General features: G+C 61.6%; 15 protein-coding genes. 6 read left to right on the plus strand and 9 right to left on the minus strand.

Annotated elements, in window-relative coordinates; genetic code table 11:
- Nucleotides 1-84: 84 nt before the first annotated feature.
- The 9 genes from AC1DON_RS13995 to AC1DON_RS14035 all read right to left on the minus strand — a co-directional run bounded on the left by AC1DON_RS13995 (nucleotide 85) and on the right by AC1DON_RS14035 (nucleotide 19,195).
- Nucleotides 85-1,098: a glycosylasparaginase gene (locus tag AC1DON_RS13995; RefSeq protein WP_476935426.1), complete on the minus strand. Its 1,014-nt coding sequence runs from the start codon at nucleotides 1,096-1,098 to the stop codon at nucleotides 85-87.
- Between the two features lie 8 nt (nucleotides 1,099-1,106).
- Nucleotides 1,107-3,401 carry a GH92 family glycosyl hydrolase gene (locus tag AC1DON_RS14000; protein WP_476935427.1) on the minus strand — a complete coding sequence of 765 codons (2,295 nt, stop codon included), beginning with the start codon at nucleotides 3,399-3,401 and terminating at the stop codon, nucleotides 1,107-1,109.
- 8 nt (nucleotides 3,402-3,409) lie between these two features.
- Entirely contained in the window at nucleotides 3,410-4,843 is a 1,434-nt protein-coding gene (locus AC1DON_RS14005) for a glycoside hydrolase family 125 protein (protein WP_476935428.1), read from the minus strand.
- A gap of 9 nt (nucleotides 4,844-4,852) precedes the next feature.
- Nucleotides 4,853-6,703, minus strand: coding sequence for a glycoside hydrolase family 35 protein (locus AC1DON_RS14010; RefSeq protein ID WP_476935429.1), 1,851 nt, complete (start codon nucleotides 6,701-6,703; stop codon nucleotides 4,853-4,855).
- Between the two features lie 11 nt (nucleotides 6,704-6,714).
- Nucleotides 6,715-9,288, minus strand: a complete 2,574-nt coding sequence (locus tag AC1DON_RS14015) for a glycoside hydrolase family 3 C-terminal domain-containing protein (protein WP_476935430.1) — start codon at nucleotides 9,286-9,288, stop codon at nucleotides 6,715-6,717.
- Nucleotides 9,288-11,894 carry a beta-mannosidase gene (locus tag AC1DON_RS14020; protein ID WP_476935431.1) on the minus strand — a complete coding sequence of 869 codons (2,607 nt, stop codon included), beginning with the start codon at nucleotides 11,892-11,894 and terminating at the stop codon, nucleotides 9,288-9,290. The genes AC1DON_RS14015 and AC1DON_RS14020 overlap by 1 nt, the downstream gene beginning before the upstream one ends.
- Nucleotides 11,895-11,935: 41 nt before the next feature.
- A complete protein-coding gene (locus tag AC1DON_RS14025) occupies nucleotides 11,936-14,257 on the minus strand; it encodes a beta-N-acetylhexosaminidase (RefSeq protein ID WP_476935432.1) in 2,322 nt (773 codons plus the stop codon).
- A gap of 61 nt (nucleotides 14,258-14,318) precedes the next feature.
- Entirely contained in the window at nucleotides 14,319-15,947 is a 1,629-nt protein-coding gene (locus tag AC1DON_RS14030; protein ID WP_476935433.1) for an alpha-L-fucosidase, read from the minus strand.
- A gap of 425 nt (nucleotides 15,948-16,372) precedes the next feature.
- Nucleotides 16,373-19,195, minus strand: coding sequence for a TonB-dependent receptor (locus AC1DON_RS14035; RefSeq protein WP_476935434.1), 2,823 nt, complete (start codon nucleotides 19,193-19,195; stop codon nucleotides 16,373-16,375).
- Between the two features lie 487 nt (nucleotides 19,196-19,682).
- On the opposite strand from AC1DON_RS14035, the gene AC1DON_RS14040 reads away from it, so the two are divergent.
- From AC1DON_RS14040 to AC1DON_RS14065, 6 genes are all read left to right on the plus strand, one after another.
- Nucleotides 19,683-21,254, plus strand: a complete 1,572-nt coding sequence (locus AC1DON_RS14040; protein WP_476935435.1) for a tetratricopeptide repeat-containing sulfotransferase family protein — start codon at nucleotides 19,683-19,685, stop codon at nucleotides 21,252-21,254.
- Nucleotides 21,251-21,946 carry a hypothetical protein gene (locus AC1DON_RS14045; RefSeq protein WP_476935436.1) on the plus strand — a complete coding sequence of 232 codons (696 nt, stop codon included), beginning with the start codon at nucleotides 21,251-21,253 and terminating at the stop codon, nucleotides 21,944-21,946. The genes AC1DON_RS14040 and AC1DON_RS14045 overlap by 4 nt, the downstream gene beginning before the upstream one ends.
- A gap of 92 nt (nucleotides 21,947-22,038) precedes the next feature.
- Nucleotides 22,039-22,647: an aspartyl/asparaginyl beta-hydroxylase domain-containing protein gene (locus AC1DON_RS14050; RefSeq protein WP_476935437.1), complete on the plus strand. Its 609-nt coding sequence runs from the start codon at nucleotides 22,039-22,041 to the stop codon at nucleotides 22,645-22,647.
- Between the two features lie 9 nt (nucleotides 22,648-22,656).
- Nucleotides 22,657-23,058, plus strand: coding sequence for a protein-export chaperone SecB (gene secB / locus AC1DON_RS14055; RefSeq protein ID WP_476935438.1), 402 nt, complete (start codon nucleotides 22,657-22,659; stop codon nucleotides 23,056-23,058).
- Nucleotides 23,059-23,061: 3 nt separating this feature from the next.
- Nucleotides 23,062-24,570: a tryptophan halogenase family protein gene (locus tag AC1DON_RS14060; RefSeq protein WP_476935439.1), complete on the plus strand. Its 1,509-nt coding sequence runs from the start codon at nucleotides 23,062-23,064 to the stop codon at nucleotides 24,568-24,570.
- Between the two features lie 154 nt (nucleotides 24,571-24,724).
- Nucleotides 24,725-25,837 (plus strand): acyltransferase family protein, encoded by a 1,113-nt coding sequence (locus tag AC1DON_RS14065; protein ID WP_476935440.1) that lies wholly within the window; start codon nucleotides 24,725-24,727, stop codon nucleotides 25,835-25,837.
- Nucleotides 25,838-25,846: the final 9 nt, after the last annotated feature.

Genomic DNA, 25,846 nt, shown 5'->3' on the forward strand with positions numbered 1-25,846 from the left:
AGCTAATTCAATACTTTCCTTCCCCGTTTACGGGGAAGGTGGCATTTGCGGAGCAAATGACGGAAGGGGGCTTCCGGCGTCAAATCATGCAAAGAAGCTCTTGGCCGGCACAACTGTATCGCTCGCCTTGGCGTCGCACTGGGCGTAGACAAAGCCTTTCTGGATGGCGTAGGCGCCGACCTCGCCCTTTTTGTTGAGCGCCAAAAACCCGACCTGAAGTGTCTTGGCGGCTTCCGGGCGGCGGCGGACGATGCGCATGACCGCTTCTTCACAAGCCTTTTGCGGCGAGCGGCCCTGGCGCATCAACTCGACAACCAAGAAGCTGCCGGCATTGCGGATAACCTCTTCGCCGACGCCGGTCGAGGTCGCCGCACCGATCTCGCCATCGACATAAAGCCCGGCGCCGATGATCGGGCTGTCGCCGACGCGGCCACGCAGCTTCCACGCCATACCCGACGTCGTGCACGCGCCGGACAACCGCCCCTGCCCGTCCAGCGCCAGTATGCCCAGCGTGTCGTGATTGTGCTCGTCGCCCGGCATCTTGCTGTTGGGCGCATGGCCATAGGTCGACATCTCGCTATTGGCGACCGGCTGGTAGTTCTGCACCTTCAGCCATTCACGCCAGGCAGCTTCTGATTCCGGCGTCAGCAGTTCTTCCTTCGGAAAGCCCTGTTCGATGGCGAATTGCAGCGCGCCATCACCGACCAGCAGCACGTGCGGTGTCTTTTCCAGCACCCGGCGCGCCACCGATATCGGATGGGCGATGTGTTCCAGTGCCGCGACGCCACCACAACGCCATTGTTCGTCCATGATGCAGGCGTCGAGCGAGACGTGGCCATCGCGATCGGGATAGCCGGCGCGGCCGACGCTGTGGTTTTTCATGTCGGCTTCGGGAATGCGTGCGCCGGCTTCGACGGCGTCGAGCGCGTGGCCGCCGCCCTCTATGACCGACCACGCCGCCTGATTGGCGGCGACGCCGAAGTCCCAGGTCGACACGACGACCGGCTTGACCTTGGTCGCAGCCATTGCCGCGCCGGCAAGACCGGTCAGCGCCGAAGCAGCCAGGGTGGTTTTCAGAAGCGCGCGGCGATCGGTCATGGCTTTTCTCAACTAAAGGACGGCGGACGGTCGCCCGGATTGTCGCCAAAGGCGGTGTTGGGTGTCGCGCCCATATCAAAGCGCAAAGTGCCGCCACGCACCAGATCGGCATGGCGGATATAGCTTTTCGTATAGGGTTTGCCGTTCCAGCTTATGCCCTGAACGTAGACGTTTTCGGCATTATTGGCCGACGCTTCGATGACCAGCTTCTTGCCCTTGGCCAAATCGACCTCGGCCTTGCGCACCAGCGGCGAGCCAAAGACATAGGTCCCGCTGACCGGATCGACCGGGTACAGACCCAACGCGCTCATCAGGTACCAGGCGCTCATCTGGCCGCAGTCCTCATTGCCTTCCAGACCGTCAGGCGCTGCGCGATACATGTCGCGCATGAGCTCGCGGACGCGGGCCTGGGTCTTATACGGGCTGCCAGTATAGGCATAGAGATAGGCGACGTGGTGGCTGGGCTCATTGCCGTGGGCATATTGCCCGACCAGGCCGGTAATGTCGGCCAGCGACTTTTCCTCGGCATTGGCCGGCTCGACGAACAGGGCGTCGAGTTTGGCCTCATAGGCCTTCAAGCCACCAAACAGGTCCGCATAGGCGTAGATGTCGTGCTGATTGAGGAAGGTCGCCTGCCAGCCATTGGTCTCGGTATAGTCGCGCCACTTCGTCTGGTCGTGGCCGAGTGAATGCGGATTATAGGGCGTGACCCAGGTCCCGTCAGCGCAGCGGCCGCGGACAAAACCGATATCGCGGTCGAACAGATTGCGATAGTTGCGCGAACGGCTGCGCAGCGTCTCTGCCGTCTTGCGCGCGCCGATTTCCGAGGCCAGTTTCGAGGTGCACCAGTCGCTATAGGCATACTCCAGGGTACGCGACACGGCCTCGTCGACCTTATCAGCGGGGATATAGCCCAGTTGGCGATAGAGCCCGAGACCGTGGACATCATCGACAAAGGCGCGTTTGGACAAGACTTCGAGGCCCGCCTTGTAGTCGATGCCTTTGAAACCCTTGACGGCGGCCTCGGCCATGACGGCCGCAGCGTGATAGCCAATCATCATGTCGGTCTCGCGCCCCTGCAACGGCCAGATCGGCACGCCTGTCGGGCTCTGTTGGCCCATGCGCACCAGCCCGCCGACCATGCCCGGCACCCGGTCGGCCTGGGTGATCGTGAAGAACGGATGGACGGCGCGGTAGGTGTCCCACAGGCTGTAGGTCGAGTAGTTGGCCTCGCCCGGCTTCAGCGTATGGACTGCGTTGTCCATGCCACGATAACGCCGATCGACGTCGTGAAAGACGGTCGGCGCCAGCAGCATGTGATAGTGAGCGGTGTAGAAGATGCGCTGATCGACATCGTCGCTAAAGGTGGCCCGGACCTTGGACAGCTCCGTTTCCCAGGCATTGCGCGCGGCCGCATGCACCCGGTCGAAATCGAAGTCCGGCAGCTCAGATTCGAGATTGCGCAGGGCGCCTTCGGCATCGACGGCGGAAATCCCGACCTTGACCAGCAGCGGCGCCTCGCCGGCATCGGGGAAATGCAACGCGGCCTTGAGATTTTTGCCCCGAACTTCAGAACCGTCCGTCGGCTGATTATCGCTATAAAACTGTACGCGCCATACCGGCCGCGACAGTTTGAGAGCAAAGAAGGTCCAGCGCCCGGAGGCCCATTGAAACACCTGACGGCCACCGATAATGGTGTCGTTGCCGATCAGCTTCAGGTGCGCATTATCGAGCACCATCTCTCGGTTCTCGCCCCACCACTTTTTGCCGCCGTGGACGAAGTCGAGCAGGATGTGCCCGGCCTCGCCTTGCGGAAACGTATAGCGATGCAGGCCGGTGCGGTTGGTCGCCGTCAGCTCGGCGCGGATGCGGGTGTCGGTCAGGTGGACGCTGTAATAGCCGGGCCGCGCCGTCTCGGTTTCGCGATCATAGCGCGAGCGGTAGCCGAGATCGGGATTGTCGAGCGGTCCGGGCTCCAGATGCACCGGCCCCGTCGCCGGCACCAGCAGGACATCCAGCATGTCGGGGCAGCCAGTGCCACTCAGGTGGGTATGCGAAAAGCCCATGATCGAGCCGTCCGACTGATGGTAGCCCGAGCACGAATCCCAGCGGTCATTGCTGGTGTCGGGGCTCAACTGCACCATGCCGAACGGCACGGTCGCACCGGGATAGAGATGCCCATGCCCACCTGTGCCGATGAATGGATCGACATGGTCGCACAGATTGACCGGACCGGCCCAAGCATGCGCAGGCAAGGCCGTTATGGCAGCAGTTCCGGCTAGGACCTGACGGCGGGACAGCATCAGGGACCTCAGGCCAGAAGGTGCGGCTTTTCAGCCGCCAGGTGCAGGATCAGCGTGCCGAACAGGCTGTTGGCCCAGGCAAACCACGACCGCGTAAAGGCTGCGGCGTCGTCCTTGCCGACGCTTTCGTTCATGAAACCGCGCGGGCCGGCGGCGACTTTCAGCATACGCAGGCAGTCGCGGATTTCGTCGTCACTGGTGGAGGTCAAGGCCTGCATCATCAGCGAAATCGGCCAGACCGTGTTGAGCCCGGAGTGCGGGCTGCCGATGCCCTTCAGCACCTTGCCGTCGTAATAGTAGGGATTGCGTGCGCTTAAGGTCGCAGCGCGGGTGCGCAGGTACAGCGGGTCGTCCTTGGCGCAGAAACCTAAGTAAGGCAGGCTCAACAGGCTCGGGACATTGGCATCGTCCATGAACAGTTCATTGCCGAAACCGTCGACCTCATAGGCCAGGATGGCGTTGCCGTCCTTGTCCTTGGTGCGGCCGTAAACATATAGCCCGCGTTCGACCTCGCCCGCCAGGGCCAGGCAGTCGACGGCAAAGACCGGATCAAGCCCCATGGCATCGGCCTGTTTCGCCAGCTGACGCAGGCTGACCAGGGCAAAGGCATTGCCCGGAATGAAGTACGGATAGGTGCAGGCGTCGTCCGACGGCCGGAAGCCGGAATGGATCATGCCCGTATATTTCGTCGGCCAGCCATAGCCGCGCGGCAGGGTCTCGGTCGGTTCCGACGCCGTGCGGTTGAAGCGATAGGGCCCGTCATTGTCCTTGCGCTGCTGCTCGCGGAAGGTCTTGAGCACCGTCCGCATTGCTGCCTGCCAGGTGGCGTCGAACGGCGCGGTGTCGCCGGTCGCTTCGATATACTGGCTGGCCAGACGGATCGGATAGCAAAGGGAATCGACCTCCCATTTGCGCTCGGCGACGCCTGGCTTCATGTCGGTCTGGTCGGTCAGCGACCAGGACAGGTCGGTCTTGGCCGTCGGATCGCGCATGTAGGCGTTGGCATAAGGATCGATCAGGATGCAGCGCGCCTGGCGCTGAAACAGGCCGTGGAACATCGTCCTGAGCGCCGCATCCTTGGCCGCCAGGGCGACATAGGGTTCGACCTGGACCGACGAGTCGCGCAGCCACAGGGCATTGATATCGCCGGTGATGACAAAGGTGTCTGGCTTGCCGTCGACCGTCCCCGTCGTCACCGTGGTGTCGAGCGTATTGGGGAAGCAGTTTTCGAACAGGCGCGCCAGTTCCGGATCGCCGATCGACTTGACTGTCTTCTTGATCAGGGCTTCGACTGAGGCATTGGGGAATTTGCGCGTCGCGGCCAGTGGGCGCTTGCCGCTGGCGACGACCGGCGACATGGCCGGGATTTCGGCCAGGGCGCGCGTGGCGGCGAAGCTAACCGCCGCCGCTGCCACACCGAGAATGAGTTGCCTGCGTTGCATCATAGCCCCTTAGATTTGCACCAGACCCGGGCGGTCCCAGATCTGGTTCTTGCCGCCGGCGACCGAACGTTCGGCGCCGTCGTGCAGGTCCAGCACGATGATCTCGTTGCGGCCGACCTTCAGGTAAGGCGCCGGCACAAATAAGGCGTGCTGCGGGCCGACCGACCAGTGACGACCGAGGTTGTGGCCGTTGACCCAGGCATAGCCCTTACCCCAGCCGCGCATATCCAGGAAGGTATAGCCAACCTCGGTCAGGTCGAAGGCGTCGCGATAAAAAGCCGGCCCCGTGACGTGTTCGGTCGAAAAGCGCAAGGCACTGAGATCGTCAAGCGGCAGGCCGTAGTGCTCCCAGCCTTCGAGCACCGCACCATTCAGCGTCACGTCGCCGATCAGGCCCTTCTGGTCCTTGCCGATCTGGTCGCCGTAATTGATGCGGCCCATGATATCGACCATTACGTCGATGTTTTTGCCCTTTTTCGCGGCGATATCGAGCGTGGTCTCGTGATAGCGGCGGTCGAGCACGCCGGCCGGCACGCCATCAACCGACACCTGCGCGTAGTCACGGACCTCGCCGAATGTCAGCGCGCCCTTCGCGGCCGCCTTCGCCTTGTGGCGATAGAGGATCATGCCGTGCGGCTGTTCGAGCTGTTCCAGGGTGCGCGGCTTGGGCGCCGTCACCGGCTTGCCGAGCAACTGCCACAGCGAGGCTTTTTCATGCAAGCGGAAGCGCTTGATGTCGATGGCCTTCTCCGGCTCCGGCATCGCCGTAAAGCGCTCCTTGGGCAGGAAATTCTGGAACAGCGCCTTGGCGGCTTCGTACTTTGGCGTTGGCCTACCCGCCTCGTCCAGCATGGCGTCGTAGTCGTAGCTGGAGATATCCGGCTGATAGGTCTTGCTGTTCTTGTCGAAATTGGCGCCGGCGTCGAAGCCATACGACGTGCCGCCGTGCAGCATGTAGAAGCTGATTGAGATCTTGTTTTCCAGCATCCATTTCAGACTGTCGATCAGCGGCGGGATCGGCATGGACGAGTGCATCTCACCGAAATGGTCGAACCAGCCGCCCCACAGTTCGGTGCACATGCGTGGACCCGACGTCTTGAACTTGCCGAAGCGTTCGAACTCGACGCGGGCCTTGTCGTGGGTGCCGAAATTGATGCCGTTGAACATCTCCGGCAAGGCGCCGTTCTCGATGACGGCAGCGCCATCGACCGTGTAGAGCGCGCCGGCAAAACCCGCGGCGCGGATCTGGTCCTTGACGGCGCGCATATAGGTCAGGTCGTTACCGAACGAGCCATATTCGTTTTCGACCTGGGTCATCAGGATCGGACCGCCGCGGTCGATCTCAAGATGTGCGACCTCCTGGCCGATGCGCTTCAGCCACGCACCAGACGGCGCCATATAACGCGGATCGAGCGAGCGCGGACGGATGTCCGGATCGTTCAGCACCCAGCCAGGATAGCCGCCATTGTCCCACTCACCGCAGATATAGGGACCGGGGCGCAGCAGCACCCACAGGCCCTCTTCCTGCGCCGTCTTTATCCACGCCGCCAGGTCGAGATTGCCAGTGAAGTCATAGATGCCCTTGCGCTTTTCGTGGGCGTTCCAGAAGACATAGGTCGACAGGGTATTCAGCCCCAGCGCCTTTAGCTTGCGTAGGCGGTCGCGCCACAGTTCGCGCGGGATGCGCGGATAGTGCATCTCACCGGCCATCAGGTGCAGCGGCTTGCCGTCGAGGACAAAGTCGTCGCCGACAATGCCGAAACGCGGATTGGCGGCGAGCGCCGCACCAGCGGGAACGAGACCGGCGGCGGCGGCCGAAAACGCGGTCATGGCGGCGAGGAAATCTCTGCGGGAAGTCATTAGGCTACTCACTATTTCGGGAGGGCTTGGGTGCCCGTCAGGATGACATCCTTGCTGACGCCAGACGGGCCGGGTTGCCCTCCGCCAACAAAGAGGCCGTAGGTGCCGGGCCGCTGGGCGCGTTCGCCGCGGCGGCTGACGGTCGACAGTTCGCGCGGCGTCAGGTCGAAGGTGACGTCGCGGCTTTCGCCGGGCTTGAGGTGCAGGCGCGTAAAGCCCGCCAGGCTGTATTTCAGCTTTTGTGCATCGGCCGGCGGCGTCAGGTAAAGCTGGGCAACCTCGTCACTGGCGACTTGGCCAGTATTAGTGACGGTCGCGGTGACCTTGAGCCCCTGCCCGGCGTTGAGCGAACTTTCCGACAGGCGGAGATTGCTGTAGCCGAAGGTCGTGTAGGACAGGCCATAGCCGAAGCCATAGAGCGGTTCGCCGGTGAAGTAGCGATAGGTCCGGTTGTCCATGCGGTAGTCGATGAAGGGCAGCAGGTCCTGCACCGAACGATAGAAGGTCACCGGCAGGCGGCCCGACGGATTGTTCTGGCCCGTCAGGGTTTCGGCGATGGCCGTGCCGCCCGCCTCGCCCGGATACCAGGCTTGCAGCAGGGCGTCGGCGTTGTCCTTGGCCCAGTTGAGCGCGACGGCGCCACCGGACAGGTTGACGACGATCAGCGGCTTGCCCGTGGCTTTCAAGCCTTTGAGCAAGGCATCCTGGCGCGCCGGCAGGCTGAGGTCGGTGCGATCACCGCGATCGAAGCCGGGCACCAGGATTGACAGTTCCTCGCCTTCGATATCCGGCGACAGGCCGACAAAGGCGACTACGGCGTCAGCGTCCCTTGCGGCCGTCAGGGCCTCGTTGATTTGAGCATCCTGCGGCGCCTGCCATTGCAGGCGCACGCCCCAGTCGCCGCCGACATGGCGGAACTCAAGCCGGACCTTGCGCGGTTTGGCATCGTCGAAGCGGACGTCGGCACTCAAGGTCTTGCCTTCGCCAAGGTCCTGGATGACCTGCTTGTCGTCGACAAACAGCGCGACGGCGTCGTGCTTGTTGTCGCACTCCCAGCAGCGCTCCATGTAGATTTTCAGGTTGTAATCACCGGCCGCCGGCGGGGTAACCTCACCCGTCCAGCGGATGCTGTAGGGCTTGTTTTCCAACGCCTTGACGGGCGCGACATTGTAGAGGTCGAGATTGACCGTCCGGTCGGTGCGGGTCAGGACCGGCTTGCCCTTGAAGTCCGGATTGTCGAAATATTCGCCCTTCAGGCCCGCCTGCCCGGCCGACGACAGCGCCGTTTCCGGAACGGGGATGGCGACACCTTCGGCGACATTGGCGCCTTGAGCATAGGCGACGGATTTATAGGTCTTGCGCAGCGCCGCCAGCGGCGTCACCGGATCGATCAGCGCGCCGTGATAGTTGGCGCGCAGGACTTCGAGCGTGTCGGCATTGGGGCCGACGACCGCGATCTTCGCATCGGCTTTCAGCGGCAGGACACCGTCGTTTTTCAGCAGTACGATCGACTGGCGCGCCGCCTTCAGTGCCAGCGCGGCGGCATCGGCCATGTGGATCTGCTTGGCGTCGATTGTATGGTAGGGGCTTGGCGCGCCGTCGAGGCCAAGACGCGTGCGCGCGGTCCACAGGCGGCGGACGGCGGTGTCGACGTCTGCCTCGCGGACGAGACCCTGCTTTACCGCGCCTTCGAGGTGGCTGTAATACTTGCCGCAATTGAGGTCAGTACCGGCCTTCAACGCCTCGGCGGCGTTTTCTTCCGGCTCCGGACGATAGAAATGGAAGGCATACATATCTTCGACCGCATCGCAGTCGGTAACGACAAAGCCCTTGAAACCCCAGTCCTTGCGCAGGGTTGTGTCGAGCAGGTCCGCCGACGCACAGGCCGGCACGCCGTGCAGCGAATTGTAGGCGCACATGATCGACTGCGCGCCGCCTTCGGTCACCACCTGACGGAAGGCCGGCAGATAGGTCGCTTCGCGGTGATAGGGCGAACTGTCGACATCGAAGCCATGGCGGCCGGCTTCGGGCCCGGAGTGGACGGCGAAGTGTTTGACCGAGGCGATGGTCTTGGGGTGCAGCGGGTCAGGCCCCTGCAGGCCCTGCACAAACGCGGTGCCGAGCGCGCCCGTCAGATACGGATCTTCGCCATAGGTCTCCTGGCCCCGGCCCCAGCGCGGATCGCGGAAGATGTTGATATTCGGCGACCAGATGGTCAGCCCCTGATAACGGCCATGGTCCTTATTGGCGCCGACGGCATTGAACTTGGCGCGGGCTTCGGTCGCCACGACATCGCCGACATCGTGCAGCAGAGCTTCATCCCAGGTGGCGGCCAGGCCGATGGCTTGCGGAAACACGGTTGCCCAACCGGCGCGCGCAACACCGTGCAGACCTTCGTTCCACCAGTTATAGCCGGTGACGCCGAGGCGCGGAATGGCCGGTGCGGTCGCCTGAAGCTGCGCCACTTTTTCCGGCAGGGTCATCTGCTGGATCGTCGTTTCAGGGTCCTTGGCGGCAGGCTTTGCCATGACGGCCAGGGGCATCAGCGCCGTGACCATCAGGCAAGACAGCAAACGGGTGCTCATCAGTTCACCTTTGCGGAATTGTAGTAGGACTGGACCTTCAGCGCCTTTTTCAGCGCGGCTGCCGAAGCTTCCGTCAGTACACGGATGGTTACTGTTTCCCCGCCGGAAAGATCAAAGCTGTTGTCGCTCAGTTGCGCCTTGACGGTGCCGGTATCGATCCAGACACCACGCGCTGCCGCCTTGGCAGACAGGGTCAGGTCGAAGCCGCCGGATACCGGCTTAAGCTGCCAGGTCAGTTTCGGATCGGTCCAGTTCAGCGCCTTGGTCGCCGCCGCATAGGCATGGGTTTTGGCGATGACAGTTTCACCATCGAGCAGTTCGACAACGGCCTGGGCGGACTTCGCATCGGCGCCACCGAACAGATCGGCATCGCTGAACTTGGTGGCGACGACACTGGTCATCGCCCTGACCGTAGTCTGACCAGTCTTTTCGCTGAGTTGCTTGCCGGTGAAGTCGACAACACGCACGCGCCAGGTCACCGCCTTGTCCGCCGTCAAATCGGACAGCAGGTTCACTTCGGTCTCGCCGTTGCGGCGCAGTGCCCCCACCGCCAGCGGCGCATAGAAGCGCTTGGCGCGGTAGTTCAGCGCCTTCCAGCGGCCGTAATAGTCGATGCTCGACCACGATGCCCCCGGCCAGACGTCGTTCATCTGCCAGTACAGCGACCCCATGGTGCGCGGCCGCATGGCGCGGTGATGGAGGCCGGCCAGCTCGATGCCGTCGGCCTGCATCAGTTGCGACAGATAGACGAAGTCTTCAAACCTCTTCGGCGTGCCGTAGTTATTCTCGATGTAGAGCATCAGACGCTTGTTGCCATTGCCCTTGTCGAACTTCTGGTGGCCGCGCATGACTGGTGCCTCGGGCGCCATGTCCTTGTCACTGGCGAACGACCGGATTGTCGCCATCACCGGGAAGGATTGCAGGCCGTATTCGCTCATGAAGCGCGGCGTGACGTTGAGATATTCCTCGACCGGCTTGCTGCCGCCCCAGACGCTCCAGTAGTGGCGGTCGCCTTCGCTGTCCTGATCGGCCGGACCGTCATAGTCCGTCGACGGGGAAGACGCCCAGTAGGGCGTGCCCGGTGCATTCTGGTCGACCGCGCCGCGCAGCACCTGGTCGAACATGCGCACCATGCCGGTGATAATGCGGTCGCGCTCTTCCGGCGTTGCGGTCTTTTTCAGCTCTGCGGTGCCGCCGCCCCAGTTTTCCCAATCGGTCTGGACTTCGTTATTGCCGGCCCAGATGACGATCGAGGGGTGGTTGCGCAGGCGCTTGACCTGCTCGACTGCCTCGACACGGGTGTTCTCGCGGAAGTCGCGGTCATAGGGGATGATGGCCCCGCCGAACATGAAGTCCTGCCAGATCATCAGGCCCAGTTCGTCGGCCTTGTCGTAGACGTGGTCGTCCTGATAGGTGCCGCCGCCCCAGATGCGCAGCATATTCATATTGGCGTCGACGGCCGATTGCAGGATGTGGTCCTGCTGGGCGGGTGTCACGCGCGTCGGGATCATGTCGAACGGGATCAGGTTGGCGCCCTTGGCGAAGACTGGCACGCCGTTGATCACCAGTTCGAAGCTCGTGCCCCACTGGTCTTTCTGACGGCGGATTTCCGTCGTGCGCAGGCCAATGCGGCGGGTATATTCGCCAATGACGTCGTCGCCCTGATAGATGGTGGCCTTGACCGTATAGAGGTTGGGCTTGCCCAGCCCCACCGGCCACCAGCGCTGAGGCTTTTCGATCTGCACCGGCACGGTGACGGGAGTCAGGCCGGGAAAGAGCGCGGCATCCTGGGTGACCGTCTTGACCGTGCCATCGGGCGCGGTGATGTCGGTGCGAACGCGGACGGTCTGGACCTTGTCGGACTGGATATCGAAGGATGCGTTTAGCGCGGCCACGGTGTCGTCGAGATGCAGTTGCGCGACGTGGAAATCGGCCAGGCGGGCATTGTCCCACGCTTCCAGCTTGACCGGCTTCCAGACGCCGAGCGTCACGATGCGCGGACCCCAGTCCCAACCATAGTGATAGCCGGCCTTGCGGACATAGGTCGAGGAATTGCGGCCCAGCGGCTCATCGCCGAACAAGGAGTCATAGGCGCCGGGCATGACATAGGGCAAGCCAGCGACCAGCGGCTTCATCTTTTTCAGCGGCGAGTCGAGATCGACCGTGATGATGTTGACGCCGGCTTTCAGCACACCTTTCACCGGCACGCGCCAGCCGCGGAACATGTTGTTGGCCGCCAGAACCTTTGTGCCATTGACCGACACCTCGGCGAAGGTGTCGAGCCCTTCGAAAACGAGTTCGACGTGGTCGCGCTTCAGCGTCTCTGCGCTGACGATGATTTCGGTCTGGTACTGCCAGTCGGACAGACCGACCCATTGCACCTTGGCTTCGTTGTCCGATACGTAAGGGTCCGGCATCTTTTTCAGCGCCAGAAGGTCGCTTTGGGTCGTGCCGGGCACGGTGGCCTTCATCCAGTCGGCCGCCCACGGATAGTCGGCGCGCGCGGCGTCATCGGGCGCCAGCCGGAAGCTCCAGCCTGTGTCGAGCTTTTGCACCTGTGGGGCAGCGGCTACGGCACTGCCCGTAGTCATCAACAGAACCGACATGGAGATCAGACTCCTCGAAATGGATTTCAACATGACGGACCTCAGTTCAGGTTCAGCTTGACCGATCCGATGGCGTAGTAAGGCCCATCGATCGGCGCGGTGAAGATCAAGCACAGGGCGTGGTCGCCCGTCACCGCTGGCAGGGGCGCCGTCAGCGCGCCGGTGTTCGGGCTGGTCGCCGGATCGGTCAGCGGTATGCGCGCCTCTTCCGGTCCCTCGCAGCCATCGCGGCGGATGACCAGTTCGCCGTAAGGCGTCTGGCGAGGTTGCAGGCGGACCTTGAAGGCTTCGTTGGCCAGGCCGTAGTTGCGGGCCAGGCGGGCATAGTCGACGGTTATGCTCACCACACCGTCACGGCGCGCCGCCGGATAGGTCCAGCAGGCGTTGAAGATGTCGACATTGTAAACGGGCGCCCTGGCCGGGGAATCCGGCGTCAGCGGCATGCGCATGCCAAGCGCCCCGTCCCCGCAGGCTTCGAGTTCCTGGCTGACGCGGGTCAGAAGCGTGTCGGTGGAGAGGTCGTAGCGGTCGATTTCGGCCAGCGCCAGGCCGTCACGCGTAAAGGCGCGCGCCTGCACCGTCTGGCCCAGGCTGACCTCCAGCGGCTTTGAATAGACGGATGACGACGTGGTCGGCTCGGAGCCATCGAGCGTATAGCGGATGACGCCGGATTTGACCTGGTTGCTGAGCGTCATCTTCGTTTTACCGGTGGCCAGCGCGCCGTTCCGGCCGTCGCCAAGGGAAAAGTCGACAGCGAAAGCGGCATCCGATGCGCCGATATCCTGTCTGCGATAGCGCGCCATCTGCGCCGGCAGGCGGTCGAGGAAGGACGGCCAGCTGCGCACGGCTTTTGGCGACCACAGGGCTTCCGAAAGAGCATCGCTGCGCGGGAAAGCGGCGTGTTGCACGTACCAGCCCGACATCAGGAATTCACTCCACAGATTGGCCTGCGCGCCCAGGACGTGCTTGCCCTGTTCGGCCGTCAGTTCCGGCGGCGTGGCCTCGAACTTGTAGACATCGGCCAGAGGCACGACCCAGCCACGCGCGGCCGGCTCGTCATTCCGCTTGCTTTGCAGGTTGTCGAAATAGAGCGGATTGGTCGGCGACAGGACGACGTCGTGGCCGGCCTGCGCGGCGGTGACAGCCCCCTTGGTGCCGCGCCATGACATGATGGCGGCAGTCTTGGGGATACCGCCTTCGAGGATCTCATCCCAGCCGATCAGGCGGCGGCCCTTGCTGTTGAGATAGGCGCCCAGCTGGTCGATGAACCAGGTCTGCATCTGGTGCTCGTCCTTCAGGCCCAGCGCCTTGATGTGCGCCTGGACCGCCTTGGACTGCTCCCACTGGTTTTTCACAGCCTCGTCGCCACCGACGTGAATGTAGGTCGACGGGAACAGGTCCATCACCTCATCCAGCACGTTGCGGATAAAGGTCAGGCTTGGTTCATCGGTGTTGAACAGGTACGGATTGACGCCCCAGTCGGTCGAGACCTTGGGCTGGTCGCCGCCGTTTTTCAGGTCGCGGATGCCGATCTCGGGATAGGAGGCGACCGCTGCCTGAGCATGACCGGGCATATCGATTTCCGGCACGATGGTGATGTTGCGGGCGCCGGCATAGGCAACGAGATCGCGGATATCTTCCTGGGTATAGAAGCCGCCATGGGGCTCGACCGGGCTGCCGGGTCCGCCATTGGATGGCGGCGTGCGCCAAGCGCCGATTTTTGTCAGGTAGGGGTAGCGCTTGATCTCGATGCGCCAGCCCTGATCGTCGCTCAGGTGCAGGTGAAGTGTGTTGAGCTTGTGCTGCGCCATCTGGTCGATCATGACCTTGAGGTCAGCCACAGGCAGGAAGTGGCGCGCCGGATCGATCATCAGCCCACGCCAGCCATAGCGCGGATAATCGTGGATCGCGACACCGTCGAGCTTCACTGGCGTGCCGAAGCGTTCGTCCGGGCTCAGCAACTGCCCCAGGGTCACCGCGCCGTAGAAGAGACCGGCCTGGGTGCGGGCGCGGATGACGACACCCGACCTGGTGACGCTCAGATCGTAGCCTTCGCGCGCTTCGACGGGGGCAGCGGGATCGAGGGTGAGCGTGATGCTGCCCTGGCCGCACGTCCCCGCTGTCAGATCGATCCCGCGCAGGGTCTTGACCAGTCCGATCAGGTAGGTCGCCGTGGCCTGGCTGGAAGGACCGGTGACGCAGACCGTGCTGCCATTATCAATCGTCAGGCGGCCAGGTGCGGCCTTCAATTCGGCAGGATACGGAATCAGCGGGGCCTGTGCCGCGACCGCCGGCGCTGCGCACAGGGCGCCGATCGCACCAAACGTCATCAGGATGGTTCGGGCAGGTCGCAGCAGATTCATAGGTCACTCCAGGTTAAATTACGTTCTGACGAAGGTAGGCCCGGCCCCTGCCCTCACAAAATCAACGCGTTTCGATGCGGTAGACATAGGCCAGCTGACGCGGCGAGTCGGCGGGCGGCGTAACCACGAGACCGGATGCATCCTGACGAAAGACAACAGCCGCATCACTACCCAGCAGGCTTACCTTTTTCACTGGATAATCGCTGCGGATCGAGGTGATCGTCGCCGAGCCGCTGTCGGGCCAGACCATCTGGATGGCGTGCAGTACGCCGTCCTTGACCGTGAAGCGGAAATCCTGCGCCGTGTAGGACCGCGACTTGCTCTCGGCAAAGCTGCCGGACGCGGTCTCGGTCGGTCCTTCGCCGAAGGTCACCCACGGGCGTGCGCCATAGATGGCATCGCCATTGATCTTCAGCCACGCGCCCATCTGCATCAGGGTATCGCGCGCACCGTCGGGGATGCGTCCGCTGGCGTGTGGCCCGACATTGAGCAGCAGGTTGCCGTTCTTCGACACCACATCGACCAGCAGGTGGATCAACTGGGCCGGCGACTTATAGGTGTCGTTTTCGATATAGCCCCACGACTTGTCGCTGATCGAGGTGCAGGTCTGCCAGACGTCCTTGCGGATACCCGGTGCCTGGCCGCGTTCGATATCAAGCACGCCGGCGCCATCGGCGAATTCGCCAAGCTTGTAGTTGACGATGGCAGAAGTGCCTTCGCGCGCGCCCTTGTTGTAGTACCACGCCAGGAATTTCGGCACGGTATTGCGGAAGGACGGCTGGCCGATCCACCAGTCGAAATAGACCAGCTCCGGATCGTATTTTTCGACCAGTTCCGCCTGCCGCGCCAGCCAGTCATCGAGCCAGGCCTGCGACACGTGGGTGTAGTCACCGAACAGGTCAGCGTCGCCACCTGCCCCCAGGATGCGGCTTTGCGCTGGGCCATACAGGCCGGCATTGGCGGGATCGGAAACGTCCGAGGGGATCTTTCGGCCCTCGTCGAAGAACCAGTTGTTTTCGGCGCGGTGCGACGACAGGGCAAAATGCAGGCCTTGGCCACGCACGGCCTTGGAGATTTCGGCCAGTACGTCCCGTTTGGGTCCCATCTTGACGGCGGTATAGTCCGACAGATGGCTGTCGAACATCGAAAAGCCGTCGTGATGTTCGGCGACCGGTACAACATAACGGGCGCCGGCTGCACTGAACAGCTTCGCCCAATCGCTGGCATCGAAGGCCTCAGCCTTCAGCATGGGAATGAAGTCCTTGTAGCCGAACTTCGTCTGCGGGCCGTAGGTCTTGATGTGGTGGTCGTAGGCCGGATTGCCCTTGGCGTACATGTTGCGGGAGTACCACTCACCGCCGAATGCCGGGATGGAATAGACGCCCCAATGGATGAAGATGCCGAACTTGGCGTCGGCATACCATTCCGGAACGGAAAAACCCTGCAGCGAGCCCCAGTCGGGCCGGAAGGGGCCGTCTCGGCCGCCCTTTTCGACTTCGCCCAGCCAGCGCTTGCGTTCGGGTGTGTATTTCTGGGCGGCCTTTTGCCAGGCCTGGTCGCGCTGATCGGGCGTTGTATTGTCGTTAGAGGCAGCACGCACCGGCCCTGCCAGTCCTCCGCTCAACAGCCCCAAGGCCGCAAATCCACTAAGCAGGTTACGGCGTGAGAAACGAATGGTGTCGGGGGTCATGCGTGCATCTCCAGAGGCTTACCGGCAATGTCGGATTCAGCCAGTTTCCCGAAGACGGACCTCATGACGCGACGGCGTCAATAAAAAAGTTTCAGCGTAATCCGTGGCACGGGAACGTGCTTAGGGAGAACGCTGAAACAGAAGTCCGGGGATAGACTATCGAACGCGAACACTACTTAAACTATGGCCGGCCCGAAGGGACCTTAGGGGTCAGCAATCCCTTCGGGCACAGCCGTATCCCTGAACCCTCCACTTCGACCGGACAGACACACATGGGACCGGAATTTCGGTCGGGATGACGCCGGCAACAGGGAGCATTGCCTGGACGGATCCCGCCTTGCTGAGAGCGGCGGCGGTTTCAGGAAGGTGGCGCCCCTTCAGGGAAGGTACAAAGGGGCGCCAAGGGTACTAAAAATGCTACTCAATCAGCGGATGCGGTAGGTCGCACCGAAGGTGATGCGGGTACCGTACTTGCTCCAGCTCAGCGGCAAGCCGCCATTTGTGTATGGATGCTGCATGTCATCCAGGATGTTCTGCGCCGAAACGTTGAACGACAGCTGATCGTTCACATTGTAGGACGCAGAGGCGTCGAGCTGGCCCCAGCCATCGATATATCGCGGAGCCGTTGTTTCGCTGCCGATCTGTGTCGTGTACTTCGTGCGGAAGGTATAGGACGCACGCGCCTGGATTGGGCCCTTTTCGTAGTACGGCGAAATCGTGTAGCTCCACTTCGACAGGTACGGCATGGGCAACTTGCCCGAGGTGCTGTTGTATTTGTCGGTATAGGAACCGTATTCCTCACCCAGCCAGGTGACGTTGGCCTGGATACCGAAGCCGTAAGCGATATCACCCTGATAACCGACCGAAATGCCCGGAATCTTGGCATCGGCACCATTGAATGGGGCGTTGATCAGCATTTTTTCAACGCGATTACACATGCGGCCGACCGTGCCTTGGCAATAGCCCAGCGCCCCAGTCGGCAGGGTAACGTCGATGAAGGTATACTTTTTGACGATATAGCTTTCGACATCCTTGAACGTCAGGTCGACGTTAAACAGGCTGTTCGGCGCGAAGTACCACTCATAGGACGCGCTGTAGTTGGTGGCGCGGTAGGGCTGGAGATCCGGATTGCCGCCGTTGCCGCCAAAGAAGTTGGCGCCTGCACCGCCCACCGTCGAATAACGATCGAGGCTGTACTCGACCTGGCCCGACATGTCCGCGAACGTCGGACGCGACATCACCTTGCCCGCCGAGAAGCGAACCATCATGTCGTCGGTGAGGTCATAGGCGGCGTTGAACGACGGTAGGAAGTCATCGTAGCTGCGATCGATCGAGATCATTTCTTCCGACCACGGATAGTAGTCCATGGTGGAGCGGTAGGTCTGCGAGTTCTCGGTCTTGGCGTAACGGACGCCGACGTCGCCGTGCCACTTGCCATGACGGAAGTTGGCCTGCAGGTAGGCACCCGTAGTGTCTTCCTGGGTGTCCCACAGGTTCCCGGCGTCACGATAGTCGCCATTGGCATTGCCCGGCGATTTGTTGGCTATCGAATAATCGATTACGGCCTGCTCGGTCATAGCCACATAGGACAGCAGGTCGCCCGACGAACCCAGACCATCGACCAGAACCGGGTCGCTGAGATAGGTGTCGAAATTGGCCATTGAGCCGGTCGCCAGGAAGTTGGTGTTGTAGAAGTGCGGCGTGTTCTTGTTGATGTGCTTTTGCACCTTTGCGCCGAACAGGATCTCCGTCACCGGGCCCCACGACATGTGGCGCTTCGCATCGAACTTGAAGTAGTCATACTGATCCACCGTCTCAGCCGTCTTCACGAAGCCCGCCTGCTCGCCCTTGGTGCGGGTTTTGAACAGGCTTGGGTTGGTCGCTGGCGTCGCGAGGGTGAGGCTGGCGCCGTCCTGGGTCACAGCCCAGGTTGCAGAGGTATTGCCGTAGAAGCTCAGATAGTATTCCGGCTGCACGCCGCCGGTTGCCTTGGACGTACCGATATTGGTGACGAAATCCCATTCACCCGGCGTCCAGCGCGATTCCAGGTTGATCGTATTGGTTTGCAGGTTCGAGCGCTTGTAATACTCGTCCATGCGAACGGCGACACGGCCTGTACCGCCGGTGACACCGGCGTCGGTCGTCGTAACCGAGGTCAACTTGGTCGGATTGATGGCCACCCGGTTGTTGCCCACCACGGTGTAGGAATCGTAAGCGTTTCGCTCATTCCAATCGACACTGAAATCGGTCAGGAAGGTCTGCGAGTAGCTGGAATAGTCACTCTGGATCGTGGTGCCCGTCAGGTTGAATTCCAGGTCTTCCGTCGGGCGGAACTGGAAGGCGAGCTGGCCAGTCTGACGTTCGCGGTTCTGCAGCGACGAGCTCAACGCAACATAGGTCGGAACGATCATGCCCGGCTTAAGGGCGGGACCGCTGGTCACGGTTGGCAAGAAGGCAGCATTGGTGAACGCGGTACCCGCGCTGTTACAGGTAGGCGTGGACCCCGCTCCGCCCCAATGGGCCGCGCGGCAAACGTCCTGATAATCGACATCGATTCCGCCGGAACCTAAAACCGACTTGTTGTAGGCGTAGCTGGCCAGGAAGCCGAAACGGCCGCTGTCGTCCTTGGTGCTGTAGAATATGGAATAACGTGGATCGCTTTCCTTATTCCGCTGGTTCTGGTTGTAGTTGAAGTTAAGCGTTACGGTGTTCGCAGGCAGCGACAGCGGCTTGCGCGAATTGACGATAATCGTGCCGCCGATACCGCCTTCATCGAGACGCGCTTCGGTCGTCTTGTAGACCTGAACGTCACCGATCAGCTCCGGCGCCAGGTTGGAGAGGTTGAAGCTGCGGCCTGAATCCTGGTTGTTGGCGCCGGTGTTTGCCGTCGCCATCGGGTTACCGTTGAGCGTAACGTTGATAAGGCGGGAGTTTACGCCGTTGATAGCGATCTTTTCGCCTTCGCCGCCGCCGGAGCGATCGACCGTAACACCCGGCAGACGCGACAGCGATTCCGCCACGTTGACGTCCGGGAACTTGCTGACGTCTTCCGCGGTAATGACGTCGATGTGCGCCGAAGCCTTGCGCTTAACGGACAGCGATTTCTGCAGGCTCTTACGAACGCCGACGACTATGACTTCATCCGAATTCGCGTCAGCGGTAGCAGCCGTATCCTGCGCGTACACGCTGCCCGCAATGAGGGCGCCTGCCAGGGCCGTTGTGACCAATGCCTTTGTTTTTGTTCTCATTTCCCTAATCTCCACTTGCCCTCGTTAGAGCTGCGTCCCGTTTGTTCTGCAGCCGCCCGCGTCCCAACACCAATGATATGACCATTGGACTCGTGACCGCATCCACTGCTGAAATATTTTGTACATATAAAAAACCGCAAACGTCAAATTCTAGTTTTAAGATTATGTCATATCGCCGCTGTTTATAATACCAACAGACAGCGATGTCATAACCTTTTTGGTTCAAAAAAATTCGTTAAAATACAAAATACTATCGGCTAAAGCGCCGGTCCTGTACCTGATGCGGCTTTCTTTTGGTCTTAATGCAGAGAAGCCGAACGCTGTTGCTTCCTTGTCACTGTGAGGACGCGAAAAACCGCGCAAAAGGTCCGGGGACGGCATGTTGACACGGCCAAAAGATGTCATAACATTATTCCGAAACTGTGGCGAATGACGCCCTCGGCAACGCATTCATGACTAAGACTGCCGTTTACAAGTGGAGTGCTGAATGGCCCTGACGACTGCGATCCGGACCGCCCATGATGCGATGCGGCGTTCCGATTTGCTGGCGGCCCTCAACGCCGCAAAACGGGTCACCACGACACATCCGCAGTTGGCCGAAGGCTGGTGGTTGCAAGGCACGGCAGCCTGCGGGCTCGACCAAATGGCGGAAGCCGCGTCGTCTTTTCAAAAGGCGGCGGACTGCGCGCCGCGAAACTCGACCATGCGCGCGCAAATGCTGGCCCTGCGTGGCAAGCCGCTGATCAGCGAGGGGCGAATGGCCGAGGCCATTGCCTGCGCGCGTGAGGCCGTCACGATTGGCCTGCACGACGTTCCAAGCTTGGTACGTGTCAGCTATACCTTTACGCACGGCGGCCTGCACGACGATGCCCTGGCGTGCGCATTGAAGGCCACTCGCATCGAGCCGAGCCATGCGGAATCCTGGTACAATCTCGGCAGCGCCTTGCGGACTCTGGGCGATGTCAAACAGGCCGAAGACGCTTTCAACCGGGCGATTGCGCTGTCGCCCACGCCGCCTATCGCCGCCTATTACAACCTGGCCAATCTGCGGCGCTGGACGGCCGACGACAACCACATCGCCATTCTGGAAGGCCTGCCCTGCAACTCAAGTCTGGAGGCCTGCCGGGTCGCCTATACACTCTACAAAGAGTATGACGATATCGGACAGGCCGAGCCCGCCTGGGATTGCCTGACCGTCGGCGCGGACCTCGGCCGCAAGATCGAAGCCTGGTCCTCCCAAGAGGAAGCCGAGACCGTGGCTGCGTGGCGCCAATATCTCCCGGCCGGCGAGACACCCCCCGACACCCGCCCACGCAGCGGCCCAAAGCGCATCTTTATCGTCGGCCTGCCGCGCTCGGGCACGACCCTGGTCGAACGCATTCTGACCGCCCACAGCCAGGTTCAGGCCCTGGGCGAACTGAAGACGTTCGGCATCGTCACCCACCGCCTGGCGGATGTTGCCGGCGCCCGCCGACTGGCGCCCGGTGTGATCAAAGCCGCCATGGCGCTCGATCCACTTGAGATCGCCGAAGCATACTCACGCGAGACGGCCTTCCTCCACGATGGCAGCCCCTATGTCATCGATAAGCTGCCGTCCAACCACGAATATGTCGGCCTGATCAAACGCGCCTTCCCTGATGCCATCATCGTGGCACTCGACCGCAATCCGATGGACGCCCTGTTCGGCTGCTACAAGGTCCTGTTCACCGGCGCCTATGGCTGGTCCTACAATCAGGACGACCTGGCCGAGCACTACCGCCACTTCCGCGACCTGATGAGCCACTGGAAGGATGTGCTGGGCGACAGTCTGGTGCAGATCTCCCTCGAAGGCCTGATCAAGGACCCCGACAGCGAGATCCGCCGCCTGATCAACGCCTGCGGCCTGCCGTTCGAAGAGGGCTGCCTGAAGCCGCACGAGGCCAAGGGTGGCGTTTCAACCGCCAGCGCCGTCCAGGTGCGCAATCCGATCAACGGCCAGGGCGTCGGCGCCTGGAAACGTTATGAGACCAAACTGGCGCCGCTGCATGCCCGTCTGAGCGCACTCGGCTTTCTGCAATGATCGTCTGCGACGCCTTTGCCTTCCTGCATCTGCACAAGTCCGGCGGCACCTATGTCAACCAGATGCTGATAACCTGCGTGCCCTCCGCCCGAAGGATCGGCTACCATCTGCCCTATGCCGAGATACCGGACGAATACAGGGCGCTGCCGGTTGTCGGCACGGTGCGCAATCCCTGGGACTATTACGTCTCGTGGTATCACTTCCAGCAGGGACAGACACGGCCGAACCCGCTTTTTCTCATTTGCAGCGACGGCGGCAGTGCGGATTTCACCACGACCATCCGCAATCTGGTGACGCTGGAAAGCCATCCCGACCGTATCCGCCAGCTGGCTGACGCCTTCCCGGAGACCTTCGTCAATTACGGGCTGAACCTGACCAAGCGATGCATATTGGGCCTGGCTGGCAGTGGGCGTGGCTTTTACAGCTTCCTGCACGACCGCCTCTATGCCGGCGCCTCTCCCTTGATCCTAAAAATGGAAACCCTCCGCCAGTCACTGGCGGAGGCGCCGCTGGGGCTCGGTGCCTCAGAGACCATCCGCATGCACAGGTTCATGACCGCGACACCGAACCTGAACACCAGCCACCACGACGCCTATCCATCCTATTATTCCGAAGAGACTCAACGTCTTGTCGCCGAAATGGATCGCGGTATCATAGAGAGATACGGTTATTGTTTTGGCGAAAACGCCTGACCTACCGCGCATCAAAGGTCATGATTTATATGGACATTGGTATGTACATATGAGTAGTTTTTCGGAGAAAGGCTTGGGGTGCGGTTACCGGGATGAACTTTGCGCATGACGCTCAGAAGTTGGGCCAGTTCGATATTACCGTGCTCAGGACAGCGGTCGCCGCGCTCGACGACGACGCCTGGAATGCTGATGGCAGCCGCCAGAAGGCGTTCGGCGTCCATGCCAGCACCCAGACCATCAAGCTAATCGCCGATTCCGACTTCCGCCACACCGACCCGACGCATCACGCCATGTACGCTGTGCTCGAGCCCTTACTGGCCCCGATCATGGCCCATATCCGGCAGTTCTACCTCCAGACCCTGCGCCAGCGGCTCGTCGCCGAACGGTTCGGTCCTGGCTATTTCATTCGCACAATACTGACGCGGCTGCCGGCCGGCGGGGAGATCAAGCCGCACATCGATGAAGGCGAGTCGCTCAAGCGCTGCCACCGCATCCACCTGCCGATTATCTCCAACCCCGACAGCCAGTTCTGCGTCGGACAGCTCAAATTCCACATGCCGGAAGGCCAGTTGTGGGAGATCAACAATCGCCGCACCCATTCCGTCCGCAATAACGGATCGGAAGGCCGCGTCCACCTGATACTCGACTATGTCCAGCCCGGAGAGACGGTTTTCGATCTTGACGGCCCCATCACCGCCTGAGGTAACCTCGTGTCCAGACCCTTTCACATCCGCCACATCTATCTGAAGGACCTGTCCTTCCAGGCGCCGCTGGGCGCCGCCATCTTCACTCAGGAATGGCAGCCCCAGATCAAGGTCGACATGAAGACCCAGAACGAAAGCCTTCCGGGCAACCTGACCGAGGTTGTTCTGACGATGTCGATTATCGCCACCAGCGCCGGGCGCACGGCCTTCATGATCGAAGCCATCCAGGCCGGTATCTTCCAGATCGCCGAGACCTCCGGGCCGGCCCGTGACCGGATCGTCGGCGCCCTGTGCCCCGAGGTCCTGCTGCCCTATGCCCGCGAAGCCATCGACAATGTGCTGATGAAGGGCCGCTTCCCCCCTCTGATCATCGATCCGATCGACTTCGAAGCCCAGTTGGGCCGGTAACCCATGCTGCCGGGGCATGAGGGACCGAACCTGCAAAAGGTGGTGATCGTTGGCGGGGGCACTGCCGGCTGGATGGCGGCTGCGCTGCTGTCGCAGACATTCAAGGGCAAGCTGATCGACCTCACCCTGGTCGAGTCCGACGCCATCGGCACGATCGGTGTCGGCGAGGCGACCATACCCGCCATTCGGCGCTTCAACCGCCTGCTGGAGGTGCACGAGCGCGACTTCCTCGCCGCCACCCAGGCAACGTTCAAGCTGGGGATCGAATTCGTCAACTGGGGCAAGGTGGGGACAAGCTATATCCATCCCTTCGGCAATATCGGCACGCCCATCGGCCGCACCGGCTTCGAGCACTATCTGACGCGCCGCCGCCTTGAAGGCCACGTCGAAAGCTTCGAAGCCTATTCGCTGAACGCCATGGCGGCCCGCGCTGACCGGTTCAGTATCCCGCCACGTGATGGGTCATTACTGTCGGAACTGGCCTACGCCTACCATTTCGACGCCGGGCTTTATGCCGGCTTCGTGCGTCGTTACGCCGAAGCTCGCGGCGTGCGCCGGATCGAAGGCAAGATCGGCCATGTCGAGCAGGACGCGGATACCGGTCATGTCACAAGCCTGCATCTGGAGAACGGCCAGACGGTCGAAGGCGCGTTCTTTATCGACTGTTCCGGCCTGTCGGGCCTGCTGATCGAAAAGACGCTGAACAGCGGTTACGAAGACTGGAGCCACTGGCTGCCGTGCGACCGCGCCGCCTTTGTGCCCAGTGAAAGCGCGCCTGCGATAACGCCTTATACGCGCTCGACCGCCCATACAGCCGGCTGGCAGTGGCGCATTCCGCTTCAACATCGTATCGGCAATGGCCATGTCTTTTCATCGGGCTTTATGGGTGACGATGAGGCCGGCGACCTGCTGCTTGAGACGCTCGATCAAAAGCCCCTTGCCGAGCCGAAATTCCTGCGTTTCCAGACCGGGCGGCGTAAGCTGAGCTGGAACAGGAACGTTGTGGCGATCGGCCTGTCTTCCGGCTTTCTCGAGCCGCTGGAATCAACCAGCATCCACCTGATCCATTCCGGCCTGGTCAAACTGCTCGATTTCTGGCCTGACCGGACCTTCGACCCACTCCTGGCCGAGCAGTATAACCGCGCCATGACCAATCAGTACGAGGCCATCCGCGACTTCATCATCCTGCACTACAAGGCTACTGATCGTGAAGATTCGGCGTTCTGGGCATACTGCAAGTACATGGATGTGCCGGACAGCCTGTCATACAAGATCAACCATTTCCGCTCCAGTTCGCGGATCGTGCTTGCGCCCGGTGAGCTGTTTCAGCCGGCAAGCTGGTTTGCCGTCATGATCGGGCAAAACATCCTGCCGGCCAGCTACGATTCCCTTGCGGACATCTACGCACCCGAGACCGTGGAAGACAGGCTGGCGCCACTGCAAAGGGATATCGCGCGGACGGTAGCCGCCATGCCGATGCATCGCCAGGTGCTCGAAGGCCTCCGGCAATAGGCATCCTGCCATTTAGACGAAACGGGAATAGATTGCTGCGGGTTGGTGAAAATTATATTCCAATTCTGAATTATATGGAATACTGATTTCAAAATCCCTTTTTCAGCCCATATGCCCGCGAGTCGCGGCAGCAAAGCAAGACCGGCGCATTCGCATGGACAAACCTCGCTTCAAATCACTCGATGTCTTCCGGGGGCTGACGGTCGCCTTCATGATCGTAGTCAATACCTCCGGCCCGGGAGCGGAGCCCTTTGCCCAGTTGTCGCACGCCAAATGGTTCGGCCTGACCCTGGCCGACCTGGTCTTTCCGGCCTTCCTGTTTGCTGTCGGTAATGCCATGAGCTTCGGCGATCCGCGCGCCGGGACCAGTGGCAGCTATATCGCAAAGGTCGTAAAACGCGCCGCGATCCTCTTTCTGCTCGGCTACCTGATGTACTGGTTCCCGTTCGTCCATATGACGGCTGATGGAAGCTGGGCGCTCAACCCGATCGAGCACACGCGCATCATGGGCGTGCTCCAGCGCATAGCCCTGTGTTTCCTCGCCGCCGCCATTGCCGTGCGCTATCTGGGCATCCACAGTCTTATTGCATTGTGCGTATTTCTGCTCCTCGGCTACTGGGGCGCCCTGATGGTCTTTGGCCCGCCGGGGGAACAGCTCACCCCGCTTGGCAATATTGGCGCGCAGATCGACCGCGCCGTGCTGGGCATCGATCATATGTACGCCAAGGGTAAGGGCTATGACCCGGAAGGCGTGTTCAGCACGCTGCCGGCCATCGTCAATGTCCTGGCCGGCTATCTGGCGGGCCGTTACATCCGAGCACAGTCCGACACCGGTAAGGTCGTGCGGCATATGGCGGTCGCAGGCGGCCTCATCCTGGTGGTCGCAGGCCTGTGGGCGATGGCCTTCCCGCTGTCCAAGCGCTTGTGGACAAGTTCCTTTGCCCTGGTCAATATCGGCCTCGATTTGGCGTTGCTGGCGGGGCTGATTGCCTATGTCGAACTTGGGCGGCAAAAATTCGGCGTGCGCTTCAGTGAGGTCTTCGGCCGTAATCCGCTGGCCATCTATCTGTTTTCCGAGTTGCTGGTGACGGTCCTGCAGCTCATCCGCCTGCCGTCTGGCCGGGGCTTGTATGACGTCGCCGGAAGCCTGTTCCAGGCCGTGACGCCCGGCGCTATCGGCGCGCTGCTGTGCGCCATTGCCTACATGCTGGTGTGCTGGGGCTTTGGCTATCTCCTCGACCGCAACCGCATCATGATCAGGATCTGAGTGGCCCCT

The sequence above is a fragment of the Asticcacaulis sp. P4_H10 genome (genome assembly GCF_056400965.1).